The following is a 16294-nucleotide window of genomic DNA, read 5'->3' on the forward strand; positions in this document are numbered from 1 at the left end:
ACCAAGTACGGCATGATCAAGACCGACCACATCCTGTTCATTGCGTCCGGCGCCTTCCATCTCGCCAAACCCTCGGACCTGATTCCGGAGTTGCAGGGACGCTTCCCGATCCGGGTAGAACTCGATTCGCTGTCGATCGCCGACTTCGAATCGATTCTGACCGGAACTGATGCTTGCCTGACCAAGCAATACGAAGCCCTGCTCTCGACCGAGAACGTGCAGCTATCATTCTCGCAAAGCGGCATCCGGCGCCTGGCGGAAATCGCATTCTCGGTGAATGAGAAAACCGAAAACATCGGTGCGCGCCGCCTGTACACCGTGATGGAAAAGCTGCTGGAAGAAGTGTCGTTCTCCGCAACCGATGCATCCGGCACGACAGTGGCGATCAATGCCGCCTATGTCGATGAGAAACTCGGCGCGCTGTCCGTTGACGAAGACCTGTCGCGCTACGTCCTGTAAGACCCATGGCAAACAAGGCACTGGCCAAACGGCAAAAGATGATCATCCGCGTCGAGCCCGCGCAGCGGGCGCTCAAGCCGCGGAATCCGATCGCGCTTGCCGCCAAGCAGAGGGTCGCCGGATCGCACCGCAAAGGCAGCTCCACCGAGCGGCAATTGCATGAGCGCTTGCTGAAGAAGGCGCTCGGCGGTACCGAAGAGGATTGAGAACCCGGGCGGGGCTCAGCGCGGGGCGCCAGGGACTGGCTGCGGCGCGCCGGGTACCGCCCCGGGTACTGCGCCGGGTATGGCCCCGGGCTGCTGGATCGCCGGCTGCCCCGGAACGCCGGGCACACCAGGATTGACGACGCTGGTCGGCGGCGCCGTGGTGGTGGTGCCAGGCGGCGGTGCTGCGCCGGGTACGGGCTGCGTCATCGGCACGACGGGCTGTTGCGGCGCTGGCGCATTCTGCGGCGTCAGCACCTGTGCCGGCTGCCCCTGGGGCAGGTTTGCCGGCGGTACCTGGGGCTGTCCTGCCTGCGCCGCCGCAGCGGCCTGGGCACGCGAAGGTACCGGCTGGCCTGGCACGGGAACGGGCGGTGTTGCCGGCCGCGTAGGAACGGGCGCTTCGGCGATGCCTTCCAGGCCCTTCGCGCTTTCAGGCAAATCCACGCGCTTGGTCGCACCGCCCTCCGACAGCAGCACATGGTCGCGGTGCACTTCCTTGATCGTCACGCCGGGCGCGACTTCCTCTTCCACACCGATTGCCTGAGCCGGCTTGCCGTCGGCGCTGATGATGGCCACGCTGCTGCGCGGGCTGCCGGAAAAGATCACGCCGCGCAATTGATAGTTGCTCGCCGCGACCGTTCCGCCCTTGGGGCTGCCGAACAGCGTTGCCGCCGTATCCGCGCGGATCTCCGCCTGCGCGGCCCGCGGCGGGGCGGCGACAGGCCGTACCGGCGGCTTGAACAGTTGCATCGCCCAGTAGGCCGCCGATGCGCACAGCGCAACGAACAGCAGGAAACTCACGGTTAGCGGCAGGCGCCTCATTGCAGTCCTTTTCTCTTTCTTGTTATCGCACCAGCTGGTTGATCTCGATGATCGGCATCAGCACCGCCAGCACGATCAGCAGGACCACCACACCCATCACCAGGATCAGCGCCGGCTCAAGCAGGCCGGCGATGGTCATTGCGCGCCGCTCGAGGTCCGCCTCCTGGGCATTCGATGCGCGCTCCAGCATCGCCGGCAGTTCGCCGGTGACTTCGCCTGCGCGGATCATGTGGATCAGCATCGGCGGGAAGTGCTTGTGCGCCGACAAGGCTCGCGCCAGTCCCACGCCTTCGCGCACGCTGGTCGTCGCGTCCTCGACCTGCTGACGCATGGCGACATTCGACAGCGTATCGCGGCTCGTCTGCAAGGCGCGCAAAATGGGCACGCCGGAGCCGGTGGTGATGGCAAGCGTGCTGGCGAAGCGCGCGGTGTTCAGGCTGCGTTCGAACTTGCCGTAGAGCGGCGCATTCAGCAGCCAGCGATGCCAGCGGAACTTGAGGTCGGGATTCTTCAGCGCCGCGCGCCACCCGAGGAACACGGCAACCACGATCAGTGCCACGAGCCAACCGTAGGCGCGCACGAAGTCCGAGATCGCCAGCATGACGACGGTTAGCATCGGCAGCTTCTGCTTGGTATTGGCGAACACCGACACGATCTGCGGCACCACATAGGCGAGCAGGAAGATCACGATCGAGAATGCGACGACCGTGACGATGGCGGGATAGGTAAAGGCGAGGCGCACTTTCTGCACGAGGGCGTTGCGGCGCTCGATGTAATCCGCGAGCCGCGACAGCACGCGCGACAGCTGGCCGATCTGTTCGCCCGAGGCAACCAGCGCGCGGTAGATGTCCGCGAAATCCCGCGGATGGCGCGACAGCGCATCCGACAGCGAAGAACCGCCCATCACTTCCGAGCGCACGGAGGCCACGAGGTCGCGCACATACGGCCGCTCGGCCTGTTCCAGCAAGGCGGTGAATGCCTGCTCCAAAGGCAGGCTGGCTTCCAGCAGGCTGGCGAGCTGCCGGGTGAACAGCGCGAGTTCGGTGGTCGACAGCCGGTCGCCGAACATGCTGCGGCGGGCCTGCCCGAATTCATCGACCTGCGCCGCGATGGCGTCGACGACAATGGGCACCAGTCCCTGGGCGCGCAGGTCGGAACGCGCGGCGCGGGCGCTGTCCGCGTTGACCACGCCCTTGCGCGTGGCGCCAGCCTCGTCGACGGCTTCATAACGGAATGCCGGCATCGCTTATCCCCTACTCCTTGGTCACGCGCAGCAGCTCGGCCTGCGTCGTTGTGCCGTCCGCCAGCCAGCGGTCGCCGTCCTCGCGCATGGTGCGCATGCCGTTGCGCTGGGCAGTCACCCGGATCTCGGCCTCGGATGCGCGGTCGTGGATCTGCGATCGGATTTCATCGGTCGTCACCAGCAATTCATAGACACCGACGCGCCCGAGGTAACCGGTCTGGCCGCACTTGTCGCAGCCGACCGCATGCCACTGGTGGCCGTCGTGGCGCTTGCATACCGGGCACAGTTTGCGCACGAGACGCTGCGCGACCACGCCCAGCAGCGAGGACGACAGCAGGAAAGGCTCGATGCCCATGTCCAGCAGGCGGGTCACGGCGGAGGCGGAGTCGTTGGTGTGCAGGGTCGCCAGCACGAGGTGGCCGGTGAGCGATGCCTGGACGGCGATCTGCGCGGTTTCGAGGTCGCGGATCTCGCCGATCATGATGATGTCCGGGTCCTGGCGCAGGATGGCGCGCAGGGCCTTGGCGAAGGTCATGTCGATGCGCGAATTGACCTGGGTCTGGCCGACGCCGGGTAATTCGTATTCGATCGGGTCCTCGACGGTGAGGATGTTGGTGGCCGGCGCGTTCAGCTTGGACAGCGCGGCATACAGCGTGGTGGTCTTGCCCGAACCGGTCGGGCCCGTCACCAGCACGATGCCGTGCGGCTGGCTGATCAGGTCGTCGAACTGCTTCTGCACGTCGGCGCTCATGCCGAGGTGGCTGAGGTCGAGCCGTCCGCCTTCCTTGTCGAGCAGACGCAGCACCGCGCGTTCGCCATGGCCGGTGGGCAGCGTGGAGACGCGCACGTCGACCGGCTTGCCGCCCACGCGCAGGGTGATGCGGCCATCCTGCGGCAGGCGCTTCTCGGCGATGTCGAGCTGCGCCATGATCTTGATACGCGAAATGAGCGAGGCATGGATCGCCTTCTTCGGACGCACCACGTCGCGCAGGGCACCGTCGACGCGGAAGCGCACGACCGAGACCTGCTCAAAGGGTTCGATATGGATATCCGACGCTTCCTCGCGCAAGGCCTGGGTGAGCAGCGCGTTGATCATGCGGATCACCGGCGCATCGTCAGCCGATTCCAGCAAGTCTTCGATGGCCGGCATGTCCAGCATCAGCTTGGTCAGGTCGAGGTCGGATTCAACCTCGTCGACCACTTGTGCCGCATCGTCGCCGGAATTGGCATAGGTGCGCGCAATGGCCGCTTCCAGCTCGTCGCGCGAAATGGACTTGAGCTTGACGCGGCCGAAGCGGCGGCTCACCTCCGCAATCGCGGAAGGTGCCGTGGCCTCCGACACCCACACTTCGACGGCATTATTGGCCGCCTCGCTGCGCCGCGCGAGCACGGCGTGGTCGCGGGCGAAGGCGTATGGCAAAAGACGTGCGTCACTCAGTACTGTACTCATTGCTATCTACTCTGGTTCTGGTCTGCCGGCGGGTTGGGCGCGGGTGCAGCGGGTGCAGCAGGTGCAGCAGGTGCACCAGGCACAGCGGGCACAGTCGGCACATTGGGCACATTGGGCACATTGGGCGGCAGCACCGACGGCGGTACGCCTTGCGCCTCCGGCCTTCCCGCCGGCGGGATGTTAAGCATGGATCCGCCGACCGGACGGCCATCCTGCAGCGGCGGCAGCACGGGCGACTGCACTTCGGGCAGGATCACGCTGCTGCCGCGCGCTTCATTCTGAATGTTGCGGATGAACTCATACCGGTCGCCGGCGACGTTCACGCTCTGGAAGTTGGTGCGGACCACGGTCGGACGCAGGAAGACCATCAGGCTGGTCTTGGTTCCCTTGCGCGTCTGGTACTTGAACAGGTTGCCGAGGACGGGAATGTCGCCCAGCGCCGGCACCTTTTCCACGCCGTCCTCGACCCGGTCCTCGATCAGGCCGCCGAGCACGAGGATCTGGCCGTCGTCAACCAGCACATTGGTTTCGATCGACCGCTTGGTGGTCGTGATATCGGAGGTACCGGCCGTGCGGGGAAGCACTGCCGAAATTTCCTGGTAAATCTGCATCTTCACCGTGCCGCCTTCCGACACCTGGGGACGCACGCGCAGGGCCAGGCCCACGTCGCGCCGTTCGATCGTCTGGAACGGGTTGACGCCGGCCCCGCCGCCGGACGCCTGGGTCGTGAACTGACCCGTCACGAACGGGACGTTCTGGCCGACGATGATGCGTGCCTCTTCGTTGTCGAGCGTGATGAGGTTAGGCATCGACAGGATGTTTGCGTTCCCTTGCGTTTCCAGCGCCCGTGCAATGGCGCCCAGTGTCAGGTCGCCATTGATCTGGCGGAAGATGCCGACATTGATGCCATTCCCCGGCGGCAAGGGGGTGCCGGTGGTGGCATTGTTGACGACCTGGTTGATCAGGTTGTTGCCGCCCTGGCCGAAACCGCTGGCGACCCCAAGACGGTAACGGCTGCCTTCGTCGCCAGACAGGCCGGCCCACTGGACGCCCAGCTCGGCGGCCTTTTCCGCCGATACTTCGACGATCAGGGACTCCACATACACCTGGGCACGGCGCGCATCGAGCTGGTCGATCACGGCGCGCAGGTTGCGGTAGACGGTTTCGCTGGCGGTGATGATCAGCGCATTGGTGGCGGGGTCGGCCTGGATGAAGCCGGCCGGGCCGCCGGTAGGCAGCGCCGTCGGTGCCTGGGTGGATTGCTGCAGCGTCCCCTGTCCGAGCTGCGTCTGCTGGCCGGACACGGCCTGCGTCGGCTGCTGCTGTTGTTGTTGCGCCTGCTGCTGGCCGCCGGCCTGCGGCGTGCTCGTGTCGGATGCCACCACTGCGCGCAATGTCTGCGCAAGGCGCACCGCATCCGCATTCTTCAGGTAGACGACGTGCACATTGCCCGGCTGCGCGGTGGGCTGGTCGAGTTTGGTGATCAGGGACTTGGCCAGGTTGGCGCGGGCTACCGAAGGCGCGCGGATGATGAGCGAATTGCTGCGGGCGTCGGCCAGCACGGAAATGCGGCCGGCATCGCCGCCGGGCACCTGCGGGCTGCCGCCCTGGTCCATCAGGCGGTTCACGATCTGGGCGAGGTCGCTCGCTGCTGCGTGGCGCACCGGAACGATATCGAGGTCGCCCACGGCCGGCGAATCCAGCGCGGCGATGATGCGGCCCAGGCGCTTGAGGTTGTCCGCGTAGTCGGTGATGACGATGCTGTTGTTGCCGGGATTGACGTTGATCGTGTTGTTCGGCGAGATCAGCGGGCGCAGCACCTGCACCAGGTTGTTCGCCGACTCGTAGTTGAGGCGGAAGATCTGGGTCGCGATCTGGTCGCCGCGCAAGTCGCCGGCCTGGGTCGGTCCGGCCTGCAGTTTCGCGTCGGCTTCCGGCACCACCTTGAGGAAACCGTCTGCGCGCACCACCGCGAAGCCCTGCAGGCGCAGCGCCGAAGTCAGCATCTGCAGCGCCTGCGGCTTGGTCACCGGCTTTTCGGACACCAGGTTGATCGTGCCCTTCACCCGCGGGTCGATGATGAAAGTGTTGCGCGTGTAATGGCCGACGGCCTTGACGACCGATTCGATGTCCGCGCCGACGAAATTGAGCGTCGCCTGGTTGGAGGACGGGTCCTGGGTGTACGCGGTCGGCGTGCCTGCGATTGCACACAGCAGCACCGCTGCCGCTCCCATCCGGCGTAGCCTTGCCGGTCCCTGCAATGTTTCTGCTGATCGATTTTTTTTCATTTGAACTCTAGCGCGATAACATCCTTGTCGCCTTCACGGCGGCGTTGTCCCAGCAAATTCAACAGATTTGCCAGCCGTTCTTCCTGCCCTTCTTCCGCTTGTGCCTTTCCTGAAAACTGCAATCTTCCGTTGGTCAGCCTGCCATTACCACTCAACAGCATCGGCCCTTTGATCGTTGTCAAGGTCAGTTGCGCCTGGCGCCCGCGCCAATCCATTATCAGTTGGTAAGCGCCCAAGGGTTTGACGGGTGACAGACGCGAAGCAATGTCATTCATCACGAGCGTCATCGTCCCTGCCATCTCGACCGCATTGCCTTGCCGCGCCACCTGCAGCGGTGTCCACGACAGCCGCATCTGGCCCGAGGGCTGGATGGTGTTGAGCGGCGCGCCCAGTCCCGCCAGCCGTTCCGCCGGCAAGGATACCGCGGCCGGGCTGACCTGCCACTGGTACCAGTCGCCGGTAATCTTCACCGGCTGCGACAGCGCCTCCGGATTCTCCAGGTCGACATCGACCTGCCCCAGCAACACCATCGGCGAAAGCCGCCACGCGAAGCGTCCCGGCAACAACGGCGTTACCGGATCGCTGCCGCTGGGCGCACCGCCGATGAAGGCCGATCCGCGCCACAGCGTGCCTTGCGCATCGCCAAGGGTCAGGCGGCCGCCCGATTGCGATTCGACCAAGGGCGCCATCCAGGCAGCGGGGCAAAACACCAGCAGGGTCAGCACGATGGCGCCCGTCCCTGCCAGCAACCATGTCAGGAAACGCCTCACTGGCCGTCGCCGCGCTGCTGGCGCAGCGTCAGGTTGGCGTTGACACTGTCAGGCTGCTGCTGCGCCTCGACCACTGCTTCCACCACGGAAAGCCGAGCAGTTTTCTGCACTTCCGCCAGCCATTCCGTAGTGGCGGAAAACGGCACGCCGTTCAGTTGCACCTTCGCCAGCTCGCCGCTCACGGTGACGCTCTGGGCCTTCAATCCTTTCCGGGACAGCGAGGTTTCGATGCTCTCGCGCGTCATGGCCGGCGGCGGCGCGGCGGTTTTCCCGCCGAGCCCCGACGCTTCCTTGGCCAGCGCCTGGACTTCCGCCGCCTGCTGGCGCAGGCCCGGCAGCATCTTTTCCAGGCTGCTGCGCCCGCTCAATGCCGGATCGATCAGCAGCACATACACCAGTCCGAACACGATGACCGCGGCCGCCGCCAGCAGCATGTTGCGTTCGCGCCGGTTGCGATCACTCCAGAACGCCGACAAGCGCTGTTTCAATGCCCCCGTGCGTGCGTTCATTTGCTTCTCCTGATCTGCCACACACCGGCGCTCGACTCGTTGATCGAAAGACCGCGCGAGGCGAGCGCACTGTTGAGCTGGTCCACCGGCGCCGAGGCGCCCGACTTGAGTTTTACCGTCAGCACACGATCCCGGTATTCGAGCCCGGCAATGGGCGGAGTGCCCTGTCCGGTGCCTGCCCAAGCCTCGCCAAGGGCGGCAGAAAGGGCAACGAAATCGTCCGGCGCAAGCTGCCCGGAACCGCGCTGTGCTCCGGCAATCTTTTGCCTGAGCTGCGCCAGCGGATCGATGACCACCGGGTCCTTGGGAAAAGCGGAACGATAGGTCTGCACCATGCCATTGTTCAATGCCGCCTCTTCGCGCTTGAGCCGCAGCCAGTCGACGTTCAGGCCGACCACGTTGACGAGCAGCAGGGCCGCGCCGATGAGCAGCGGCCAGCGCCACGGCTTCCAGTCGAACTTCGGCCCGGCGGAGGCGCCAAGTCCTGTCATCAGGTCGACACCCGCCTTGCCCGCTCCCGCCACCCAGCGCTGCCAGGTATCGGCGTGCAGCATGATGCGCTGCTCAAGCGTGGGGGCGATATGCATCGATTCCTGGTAATCGCGCACGCGCGGTTGCGGCACGTACAGCACGATGGGTGCTGCAGGCACGACCGCGGCCAGCGACTGCATGGCCTCGAAGGCAAGGGACTCGGGCTGGTCGGCGACGATGGACAGCCCGATGCCATCCTGCTCGGCCAGCCGGACCGCGATATCGGCATCGGTGCCGTGTTCGGATACGGCGGCGGTGGCGGAGTCGCCGTGGAGCGGCAGGCAAAGCTGCGCGGGAATCGCGGACACGCTGCGGGCGCCGAGCGACTGCAAGGTTCTGGCAAGGAGTTCCAGCCAGCCGCGGTTGACTACCGCCACGGTGCGCATGCCGCCGTGCATTTCACCGGCGACGACCACGCACTCATCGGGGTCGCTCATCAGGCGGTCTTCGACAAGGTTGGGAAGCGCCGCGCGCAGCTTGGCGCCGGACAGGGGCGGCATCTTCACGCGCAGCAGTGTGACGTCGCCGGCCGCCAGCAGCAGCACGACGCGTTGCGCCCGCTTCACCGGTTCGGCCAGCTCGGACAAGGCGGCCACGCCCTCGCGTTCGACGGCGCCGCCGGCGGTGGCGAGCGCATAGTGGCAGTACAGCGGCATGCCGGGCTGCAGGCCTTCCGCGGCAACGTGCGATGGCAGGCGGATGTAAAGTATGCTCAAGGTCTCTCTTTCTTCTTCTTAATATTCGCGTATCCAGAGGACGGTCTGCCTCGAGACCGAGTCCCGCTTGATCAGCGCCTGCATTTCCATGCCGGCCCGGTTCAGGCGCACATTCCCGTTGACGAAGAAATAGCCGGTCCTGACATCAAGTCCATCCCGGTTGGCGCCCGACTGCAAGGGTAGGTCGTTCACGCTCTGGAACGGCCGGTTTTGTCTTGCCGCAACCAGGGACGTCGCCTCTGCAAGCGACAGTGTATCAACTTTGGCTGCAATCACTTCGGCAGGGGCGGTGTTGACGTTGATCTTGGTCACCTCGGGCGGAAGCACGACGACGAAGTTCCTCAGCTTCTCCAGTATTTCGGGCGTGAAGCCCGGCACGGCGAGCAGGTCGTCCACATGCTGCATGTCCATGGGCAAGGGCGTGGCATCGGTAGCAGCGGCGGCGACAGGGGTGCCGCCGGCCGTCTGCGTCCTGCGCTGCGCGGATTGCATCAGCACCGCGGTCGAGCGGGACAGCCCCGGGTTGGCGCCGATCAGCGTCAGGAGCTTGCCGAAGCGCGTGACTTCCTGGTCGTTGATCTGGCCGTTGACGCAGAGGTTGCGCAGGTTGTAGCGCGCCTGCGCATCGGTGATGCCGCCGGAAAGCGCCGCGTCGGGCACGTCGCCCGCCCTTTCCTTTTCCACGTACTGGTCGAGCCGCGTTTCCGCCAGCGGCACCGCCCAGGGTTCGCCGAGGTGGTCGATATCGCCATAGCGGTTGCCGATGCGCTTGTCCTCGCCGAGGATCAGGCGCGCCCAGTCGAGCGCGCCGCGCAGGATCCATTGCTTCTGCAATTGCAGCCGCTGGTTCTCGATCGAGCGCACCTGCACCTGCTGCTGCCAGAACAGGCTGCCGACGATGGTGATGGCCAATGTGGTCAGCAGCAAGGCGGTGATCACGGCGACGCCGCGCTGTCTTTGAAGGGTTCTCATGCCGTCCCCAGCAGGAAAATCTTGATCAGCCGTTCAGGCCGGGCGCGCAATTGCAAGGACACTTCCAGCCCGGTCGCGGGAATGATGGTCCCTCCCGGGCCGGGGACGCCCTCGGTACCCGCCGGCCGCCAGTCGCGGTCGACCCAGCTCCGGATCGCCATCTCGTCGATGCCGGAATGCAGTGCCACCGCCGGCACATCGGCCTTGTCCGTGAGCGCAGCCGTCCATGCCGCATCGAGTTCCTTCAGGTCGCGCGTGGCCACCGATTCGCGGCGGGTCAGCACGCCGGCATCGATGCGGTAGGCGATCACCTGCGCGCGCGAGGGCTGGTTTTCGGTGAACACCATGCGCACCAGCGTCAGCCGTCCCGGCTGCACCGACAGCACCTCGCGCCGGCCGAGGTCGTCGCGTTTGGCAATATGGCCGGCATCGCTCTGCATCTGCGCAAAGGCGAGCTGCAGGCCGCGCGTATGCTCCAGCTCTTCATTGAGCGCGACGCGCGAGCGGATGATAGTGTCGAGCCCGCGCCAGCCGAGCACGGCGACGATGGCCATGATGGTGATGGCCACCAGGAGTTCGATCAGGGTAAATCCGCGGGATTTCATCGGCTCGGTCGGCTCGATACGATCTGCGCCAGCTTGATGATCTGCCGGCCGGGATCGTCCTCGTTGTAGACGGTGACTTCCACGCGCCTGAAGAAGGGGTTGGGCGTGGAAAACACTTCTTCCTCACAAGTCAGGGGCAGCTCGCCCTGCGGGCAGGCAAAGTTGCGCCGCCCTATCGCCGGGTAGTCGCCGCGCAGGCGGATTTCGGCCAGCCTGTTCTCGGCCGACCATGTCGCCATCATGGACGCGCGCAAGCCGCTGCTGTTCTGGGTCAGGCTGCCGACGGCGCGCAGGCTTGCCCCAAGCGCCGTGCCGACCACGATCAGGGCGACGAGCACTTCCAGCAAGGTAAAACCGGCCTGCGTGTGCAAAATGCGTGGCTGCATGTCATTCCACCGAAAAACGGCCGATGCCGTCGGCACGCAGCGCCACGCTGCTGTCGCCGACGGTGAACGTGAGGACGAAGGGCTTGTCGACCGGCTCGCGCCCGAACACGATGCGCATCGGGTTCGATTCTGCGGCGGTCGGCGGGTTGATGGACAGCGTCACCGGCGAGCGCGGGAATTCACGCTCGCGCAGCAGGTCGTCCTGCGGCAGGGGCTGCCATTTGTTGCCGTCGCGGATCAGGAAGCGATAGCGCTCCGGGTCTGCTTCGAAGGCGATCGGCCGGTTGCGGACGATCGCTTCGTCGCGAGCCAGCTGCAGCAGGAGCGCGACGCGCTGCGCCTCGTTCTGCAAGGCCTGGCGCTCGCTCTGCATCGCATTGAGTCCGACCATGCCGAGCAGGATGCCGGCGATGACCAGCACCACCAGCAGCTCGAGCAGGGTGAAGCCGCGCGCAGTCGGGCGTTGCGGTGCGCGCGCGGCGGAATGGAAAGTCTGGACTATAGATCCCACGAACCGATGTCTGCGTCATTGCCGGCGCCGCCCGGCTGGCCGTCGGCGCCATAGGAGAACACGTCCACCTCGCCCTTGACGCCGGGCGACAGGTACTGGTACTGGCCGCCCCACGGATCCTTGGGCAGCTTCTCGACATAACCGCCGTTCTTCCAGCCGTTGGCGGCCGGGCCGGCGGTGGGCTTGGAAATCAGCGCCTGCAGACCCTGCTCCGTGGTCGGAAAGCGCTGGTTGTCCAGCTTGTACAGCTTGAGCGCCTGCATCAGGGTCGAAATATCTTGCTTGGCGGCGGTAATGCGCGCGTCATCGGCACGGCCCATCAGTTTGGGCACGACCAGTGCGGCAAGAATACCCATGATGACCACCACCACCATGATTTCGATCAGGGTAAAGCCGCGCTGGGCGGTACGGCCGAGCGAACGGCGCAGGGAAAAGACTTTGGTATGCATCAGAAGTTTTTCAAAGGATGACAAACAAACCACTAGTATAAGCCCATCGTGCCTCCGCGACTTACCATTCAGGCAATTCGGGGTTTGACAGCGGGCAATGGCACCGTGGGGTGATAACAGCAGGGGGGTAATGTGCTGTGCGGCGTCGGTTCGGATATGTGGTAATCGCCGCACTGCTACAGACCCATTCCCCGGCGCATGGTTCCCCGGTTGCAAGTCATGCAAGTCATCATGAAGGACGACACAGCGCCTTTGATGCAAGGCAAACAAGGAACAAACATGCTGCTGGTACAGTCTCCATGACAACAACGGCGCCGTGGAAAGCGGCCGCGAACAAGGAGAACGCGATGTCCCAGAACCGACCCGCTCCCGGAGACCTGATCGATGTCCGCCCGTTGGGCGACAAGCTGGCCGATACGGCGTCGATCGCCTTGGCCAGGACGGACGACTTCGAGGTCATGCGTGTCATCATGCCGCAAGGGAAATCGATCCCGGTGCATAGCGTGCCGGGAGAGCTGACCTTGCAGTGCCTGGAGGGGACCGTCGAGGTCCAGGCGCTCGGCCGCACGCTGACGCTGGAAGAAGGCCAGATGATCTACCTGGAGGGCAATACGCCGTACGCGCTGCTCGCCGCCCGGAATGCATCGGTACTGATGACCGTCCTGCGCAAGGACAACATGAAGGGCTGAGCCCGGCGAACGGTCTTAAGCAGCCTCGTCGCGCGGGTCGCGGGAAAGCAGGCGCTCCACCATCTCGCGTGGCGAATCGCCGTCGAACAATACCGCGGCGACGGCGTTGGTGATCGGCATGTCCACCCCCACATCCTGTGCCAGCGCACGCACCGCCTGCGCGCAGCGCACGCCTTCGGCGACGTGGCCGAGTTCCGACACGATGGTATCGAGCTTCTTGCCCTGCGCCAGGCCGAGGCCGACCTGCCGGTTGCGCGACAGGTCGCCGGTGCAAGTGAGGATGAGGTCGCCGACGCCGGCCAGTCCCATGAAGGTTTCAGTGCGCCCGCCGAGCGCGACGCCCAGACGCGTGATTTCCGCCAGCCCGCGCGTGATCAATGCGGCGCGGGCATTCAAGCCGAGTCCCATGCCGTCGATCACGCCGGTGGCGATCGCGAGGATATTCTTGACCGCGCCGCCGACTTCGACCCCGACCATGTCATCGGTCGAGTAGACGCGCACCGAGCGTCCGTGCACGGCCGCCACCACGCACTCGCGCAGGGCCGGGGTTGCGGACGCCACCGTCAGCGCGCACGGCATACCGGCGGCCACTTCCTGTGCGAACGACGGCCCCGAGAGGGCCGCATGCGGCACATCGGCGCCGAGGACCTCGCGCACCACCTGGTGCGGCAGCAGCCGCGTCTTTTCCTCGAAGCCCTTGCACAGCCAGGCTAGGTTGGGAATGGACTGGCCCTGCAGCCGCTGCGCGAGCGGGCGCAACCCGGCGACCGAGGAGGCGACGAAAAGCAGGCCGTTGCCGTGACGGACGTGATCGACCGCGGCACCGAAATCGGAGATGGCCTGCACCCCTTGGGGCAAGGCGAAGCCAGGCAGGTAGGCGCTGTTTTCACGGCTGGCCGCGGCATCGCGCATCGCGCCCTCGTCACGCCCCCAGAGCACCACCTTGTGGCGGTCGGCGAGCAGGATGGCCAGCGCGGTTCCCCAGGCGCCGGCGCCAAGGATGGATACGTTCATTGTTCTGCAGAGTGAAGCCGACGGCATGGGTTCATTCGCCCCAGACATCGGCGGCACGGACGAAGCCGGACTGGCCGTCGCGATGGCGCACCCTGGCCCAGCCGGCGATCGGCGGATCGACCAGTTCGAGCAGGACGCCCTTGTCGGCGGTGAAGACGACCGGCGCCGCTTCTTCGGCGGCGCTGCGCACGCGGGCGCCCGCCGCACTCACGACCACATTGCGGCGCGGGGCGAGGAAACGCGACTGCACCCATGCAAGGTCGCCCGACATGTCGCGCACCTTGACCCATTCGCCGTAAGTCAGAACGACCTCGACCGGCATGCCGCGCGGCGCGACAAACACCTTGCGGCCCTTGGGCGACGGCGCGTCATAGAGGACGGCGGGCGCGGCGCCGACCGAGCGGTACTCGAGCGCATGCACCGCACCGGACGCGGCAAACAGGCCTGCGGAAAACACGAACATGCGCACCAACATACGCGCTGACTTCATCCAACCTCCCTGTGCGAACGACGCGGCGGATTCTTAGTGTTTTGCCGGCGTGCCGTCGGGCATCACGAGGCCGGAGCCGGCTTGCGGCTGCTGCTGTTGCTGCTGCTGGAGCTGCTGCAGGCGCTGCTGGTAGAAGGCCTCGAAGTTGATCTCCGCCAGGTGCACCGGCGGGAAGCCGGCGCGGGTGATGGCGTCGGCGATATTGGCACGGAGGTAGGGATAGATGATGTTCGGGCAGCCGATGCCGAGCAGCGGGTCGAGCTGTTCCGGCGGAATATTGGCGGCTTCGAAAATGCCGGCCTGCTTGCCTTCCACCAGGAACGCGACCTTGTCCTTCACCTTGGCGGTCACGGTGATCGTGACGGTCGACTCGAAAATCGTCTCGGCCAGCGCCTCCGCACCGACGTCCACCGACACCTCGATGTTCGGACCTTCCTGTTCGAGGAAGATCGCCGGCGAATTCGGCTGCTCGAGGGAGAGGTCCTTCAGGTAGACGCGCTGGATCTGGAACACGGGTTGGTTGTTTTGCTCGGACATGGGAGTCTTTCGTTGAAGTAGGAAGGAAAAAGGACGGCTGCCCGCCGTCCTTCCGGTAGAAGATTGCTAAGTTTAAGCGCCCTGCAGCAGCGCGTCCAGCTTGCCTTCGTGCTCGAGCTTGCTCAGGTCGTCGAAACCGCCGACGTGGGTGTCGCCGATATAGATCTGCGGCACGGTGCGGCGGCCCGTCTTCTGCATCATTTCGGCGCGCTGTTCCGGCTGCAGGTCGACGCGGATCTTTTCGATGTTCTGGACGCCTTTTGCGGTCAGCAGGCGTTCCGCCATCACGCAATAGGGGCAGACGCCGGTGCTGTACATTAAAACGCGTGCGGTCATGGTGGATGCTCCGTTACTTCGTCAGCGGCAGGCCCTGCGCCTGCCATGCGGCAATGCCGCCGTCGAGGCTGAACGCCTCGTTGAAACCGGCCTTCTTGAGCTGCCCGGCTGCTTTCGCGGAACGGTTTCCGCTCTGGCAGACAACGATTGCGGCCTTGGACTTGAACTTGTCGAGTTCGCCGATCCGGTTCGACAACTCGCTCAGGGGGATGTTCTTGGCGTCACGCAAATGCCCCGCGGAGAACTCCGCCGGTTCGCGCACGTCCACAACTATGGCCTTACCCTGGTTGATCAGCTGCGTCGCCTGCAGCGTGGTAACCCGGGCGCCGCGGCGCTGGAGATTCGGCCACAGCAAAGCGCCGCCGGACAGGATCGCGATGCCGATCAGCCAGATGTTATCAAGGAAGAATTTCACGTTACCTCAGGCCTTTCAATGGTTTAAAGCAATCCCGCCATTATAAAATAGATGCGGAAGCCGCATTTCAAAGTCCCAAATCCCCTTATTTTTCTTCATCTCCTGACATGTACAAGATCGTATTCATGCGCCACGGCGAATCGACGTGGAACCTGGAAAACCGTTTCACCGGCTGGACCGACGTCGACCTGACCGAAAAAGGCGTCAACGAGGCCCGACAGGCCGGCAAGATCCTCAAGGAAGCCGGTTTCGAGTTCGACCTCTGCTACACCTCCGTCCTCAAGCGCGCCATCCGCACCCTGTGGCTGACGCTGGACGAGATGGACCTGATGTGGCTGCCCGTCAAGCACGACTGGCGCCTGAACGAACGCCACTACGGCGCGCTGCAAGGCCTGAACAAGGCGGAAACGGCCGCCAAGTACGGCGACGAGCAGGTGCTGGTCTGGCGCCGCAGCTACGACGTGCCGCCCAATCCGCTCGACCCGGACGATGCGCGCACCTCGTACAACGATCCGCGCTACCAGGGCCTCAAGCGTGAACAGATTCCGCTGACGGAATGCCTGAAGGACACCGTGGCGCGCGTGATGCCGGCATGGGACGAGGAAATCGCCCCCGCCATCAAGGCCGGCCGCAAGATCCTGATCTCCGCCCACGGCAACAGCCTGCGCGCGCTGATCAAGTCCCTGGACGGCATCAGCGACAAGGACATCGTCGGACTGAACATCCCCAACGGCCAGCCGCTGGTCTATGAGCTGGACGCCAACCTGAAGCCGATCAAGAGCTACTACCTGGGCGACCAGGAAGCGATCGAAGCGGCCATGAAGGCCGTCGCCAGCCAGGGAAAGGCGAAGTAACGCTTTTTCCATGCAGTTCTTCCGCCGCCCCGCAGACCGACA

The 16294-nt window shown here is 65.1% G+C and carries 21 protein-coding genes; 4 read left to right on the plus strand and 17 right to left on the minus strand.

All coding sequences use genetic code 11. The features are described 5' to 3' along the window. A partial coding sequence (locus tag VFF99_RS11410) for an AAA family ATPase (RefSeq protein WP_325017948.1) occupies positions 1 to 459 on the plus strand: 459 nt, incomplete at its 5' end. 5 nt (positions 460 to 464) lie between these two features. Continuing rightward, a complete protein-coding gene (locus tag VFF99_RS11415; protein ID WP_325017949.1) occupies positions 465 to 665 on the plus strand; it encodes a hypothetical protein in 201 nt (66 codons plus the stop codon). A 15-nt stretch (positions 666 to 680) separates the two neighbouring features. Here VFF99_RS11415 and VFF99_RS11420 read toward each other — a convergent pair whose 3' ends face one another. The 12 genes from VFF99_RS11420 to gspG are packed head-to-tail and all read right to left on the minus strand — an operon-like array spanning position 681 to position 11917. Continuing rightward, positions 681 to 1487, minus strand: a complete 807-nt coding sequence (locus VFF99_RS11420; protein WP_325017951.1) for a type II secretion system protein N — start codon at positions 1485 to 1487, stop codon at positions 681 to 683. 22 nt (positions 1488 to 1509) lie between these two features. Further along, the gene (gene gspF / locus VFF99_RS11425) at positions 1510 to 2730 is read right to left on the minus strand and encodes a type II secretion system inner membrane protein GspF (protein WP_325017953.1); all 1221 of its coding nucleotides are present in this window, start codon (positions 2728 to 2730) and stop codon (positions 1510 to 1512) included. Between the two features lie 10 nt (positions 2731 to 2740). Then, positions 2741 to 4180: a type II secretion system ATPase GspE gene (gspE, locus tag VFF99_RS11430; protein ID WP_325017955.1), complete on the minus strand. Its 1440-nt coding sequence runs from the start codon at positions 4178 to 4180 to the stop codon at positions 2741 to 2743. Positions 4181 to 4182: 2 nt separating this feature from the next. Then, the gene (gene gspD / locus VFF99_RS11435) at positions 4183 to 6468 is read right to left on the minus strand and encodes a type II secretion system secretin GspD (RefSeq protein WP_414691533.1); all 2286 of its coding nucleotides are present in this window, start codon (positions 6466 to 6468) and stop codon (positions 4183 to 4185) included. Beyond that, entirely contained in the window at positions 6465 to 7238 is a 774-nt protein-coding gene (locus tag VFF99_RS11440) for a type II secretion system protein N (protein ID WP_325017958.1), read from the minus strand. The genes gspD and VFF99_RS11440 overlap by 4 nt, the downstream gene beginning before the upstream one ends. Continuing rightward, a complete protein-coding gene (gene gspM / locus VFF99_RS11445) occupies positions 7235 to 7747 on the minus strand; it encodes a type II secretion system protein GspM (RefSeq protein WP_325017960.1) in 513 nt (170 codons plus the stop codon). The genes VFF99_RS11440 and gspM overlap by 4 nt, the downstream gene beginning before the upstream one ends. Further along, the gene (gspL, locus tag VFF99_RS11450; RefSeq protein ID WP_325017962.1) at positions 7744 to 8994 is read right to left on the minus strand and encodes a type II secretion system protein GspL; all 1251 of its coding nucleotides are present in this window, start codon (positions 8992 to 8994) and stop codon (positions 7744 to 7746) included. Before gspL ends, gspM begins: the two co-directional genes overlap by 4 nt. 18 nt (positions 8995 to 9012) lie before the next feature. Beyond that, a complete protein-coding gene (gene gspK / locus VFF99_RS11455; protein WP_325017964.1) occupies positions 9013 to 9966 on the minus strand; it encodes a type II secretion system minor pseudopilin GspK in 954 nt (317 codons plus the stop codon). Further along, a complete protein-coding gene (locus VFF99_RS11460) occupies positions 9963 to 10571 on the minus strand; it encodes a PulJ/GspJ family protein (protein WP_325017966.1) in 609 nt (202 codons plus the stop codon). Before VFF99_RS11460 ends, gspK begins: the two co-directional genes overlap by 4 nt. Then, entirely contained in the window at positions 10568 to 10957 is a 390-nt protein-coding gene (gspI, locus tag VFF99_RS11465) for a type II secretion system minor pseudopilin GspI (protein ID WP_325017968.1), read from the minus strand. Before gspI ends, VFF99_RS11460 begins: the two co-directional genes overlap by 4 nt. Before the next feature lies 1 nt (position 10958). After that, positions 10959 to 11468 carry a GspH/FimT family protein gene (locus tag VFF99_RS11470; RefSeq protein ID WP_325017970.1) on the minus strand — a complete coding sequence of 170 codons (510 nt, stop codon included), beginning with the start codon at positions 11466 to 11468 and terminating at the stop codon, positions 10959 to 10961. Further along, on the minus strand, positions 11456 to 11917 hold the full coding sequence (gspG, locus tag VFF99_RS11475; protein WP_325017972.1) for a type II secretion system major pseudopilin GspG: 462 nt from the start codon (positions 11915 to 11917) through the stop codon (positions 11456 to 11458). Before gspG ends, VFF99_RS11470 begins: the two co-directional genes overlap by 13 nt. A gap of 347 nt (positions 11918 to 12264) precedes the next feature. Here gspG and VFF99_RS11480 point away from each other — a divergent pair, with 347 nt between their 5' ends. Then, the gene (locus VFF99_RS11480) at positions 12265 to 12606 is read left to right on the plus strand and encodes a cupin domain-containing protein (RefSeq protein WP_325017973.1); all 342 of its coding nucleotides are present in this window, start codon (positions 12265 to 12267) and stop codon (positions 12604 to 12606) included. 15 nt (positions 12607 to 12621) lie between these two features. On the opposite strand, the gene VFF99_RS11485 is transcribed toward VFF99_RS11480, so the two are convergent. The 5 genes from VFF99_RS11485 to VFF99_RS11505 all read right to left on the minus strand — a co-directional run bounded on the left by VFF99_RS11485 (position 12622) and on the right by VFF99_RS11505 (position 15398). Continuing rightward, a complete protein-coding gene (locus VFF99_RS11485; RefSeq protein WP_325017975.1) occupies positions 12622 to 13620 on the minus strand; it encodes an NAD(P)H-dependent glycerol-3-phosphate dehydrogenase in 999 nt (332 codons plus the stop codon). A gap of 31 nt (positions 13621 to 13651) precedes the next feature. Beyond that, a complete protein-coding gene (locus VFF99_RS11490) occupies positions 13652 to 14095 on the minus strand; it encodes an SH3 domain-containing protein (protein ID WP_325017984.1) in 444 nt (147 codons plus the stop codon). 48 nt (positions 14096 to 14143) lie between these two features. Beyond that, positions 14144 to 14647 (minus strand): protein-export chaperone SecB, encoded by a 504-nt coding sequence (gene secB, locus VFF99_RS11495; protein WP_325017977.1) that lies wholly within the window; start codon positions 14645 to 14647, stop codon positions 14144 to 14146. A 72-nt stretch (positions 14648 to 14719) separates the two neighbouring features. Beyond that, complete coding sequence (gene grxC / locus VFF99_RS11500) at positions 14720 to 14983, minus strand: glutaredoxin 3 (protein WP_325017979.1); 264 nt, start codon at positions 14981 to 14983, stop codon at positions 14720 to 14722. A gap of 13 nt (positions 14984 to 14996) precedes the next feature. Further along, positions 14997 to 15398, minus strand: coding sequence for a rhodanese-like domain-containing protein (locus VFF99_RS11505; RefSeq protein WP_325017981.1), 402 nt, complete (start codon positions 15396 to 15398; stop codon positions 14997 to 14999). Between the two features lie 107 nt (positions 15399 to 15505). Between VFF99_RS11505 and gpmA the strand changes: the two genes are divergently transcribed. Continuing rightward, positions 15506 to 16252 carry a 2,3-diphosphoglycerate-dependent phosphoglycerate mutase gene (gpmA, locus tag VFF99_RS11510; protein WP_325017983.1) on the plus strand — a complete coding sequence of 249 codons (747 nt, stop codon included), beginning with the start codon at positions 15506 to 15508 and terminating at the stop codon, positions 16250 to 16252. Positions 16253 to 16294: the final 42 nt, after the last annotated feature.

This window comes from Noviherbaspirillum sp., from assembly GCF_035654295.1.
Taxonomy (GTDB): domain Bacteria; phylum Pseudomonadota; class Gammaproteobacteria; order Burkholderiales; family Burkholderiaceae_D; genus Noviherbaspirillum.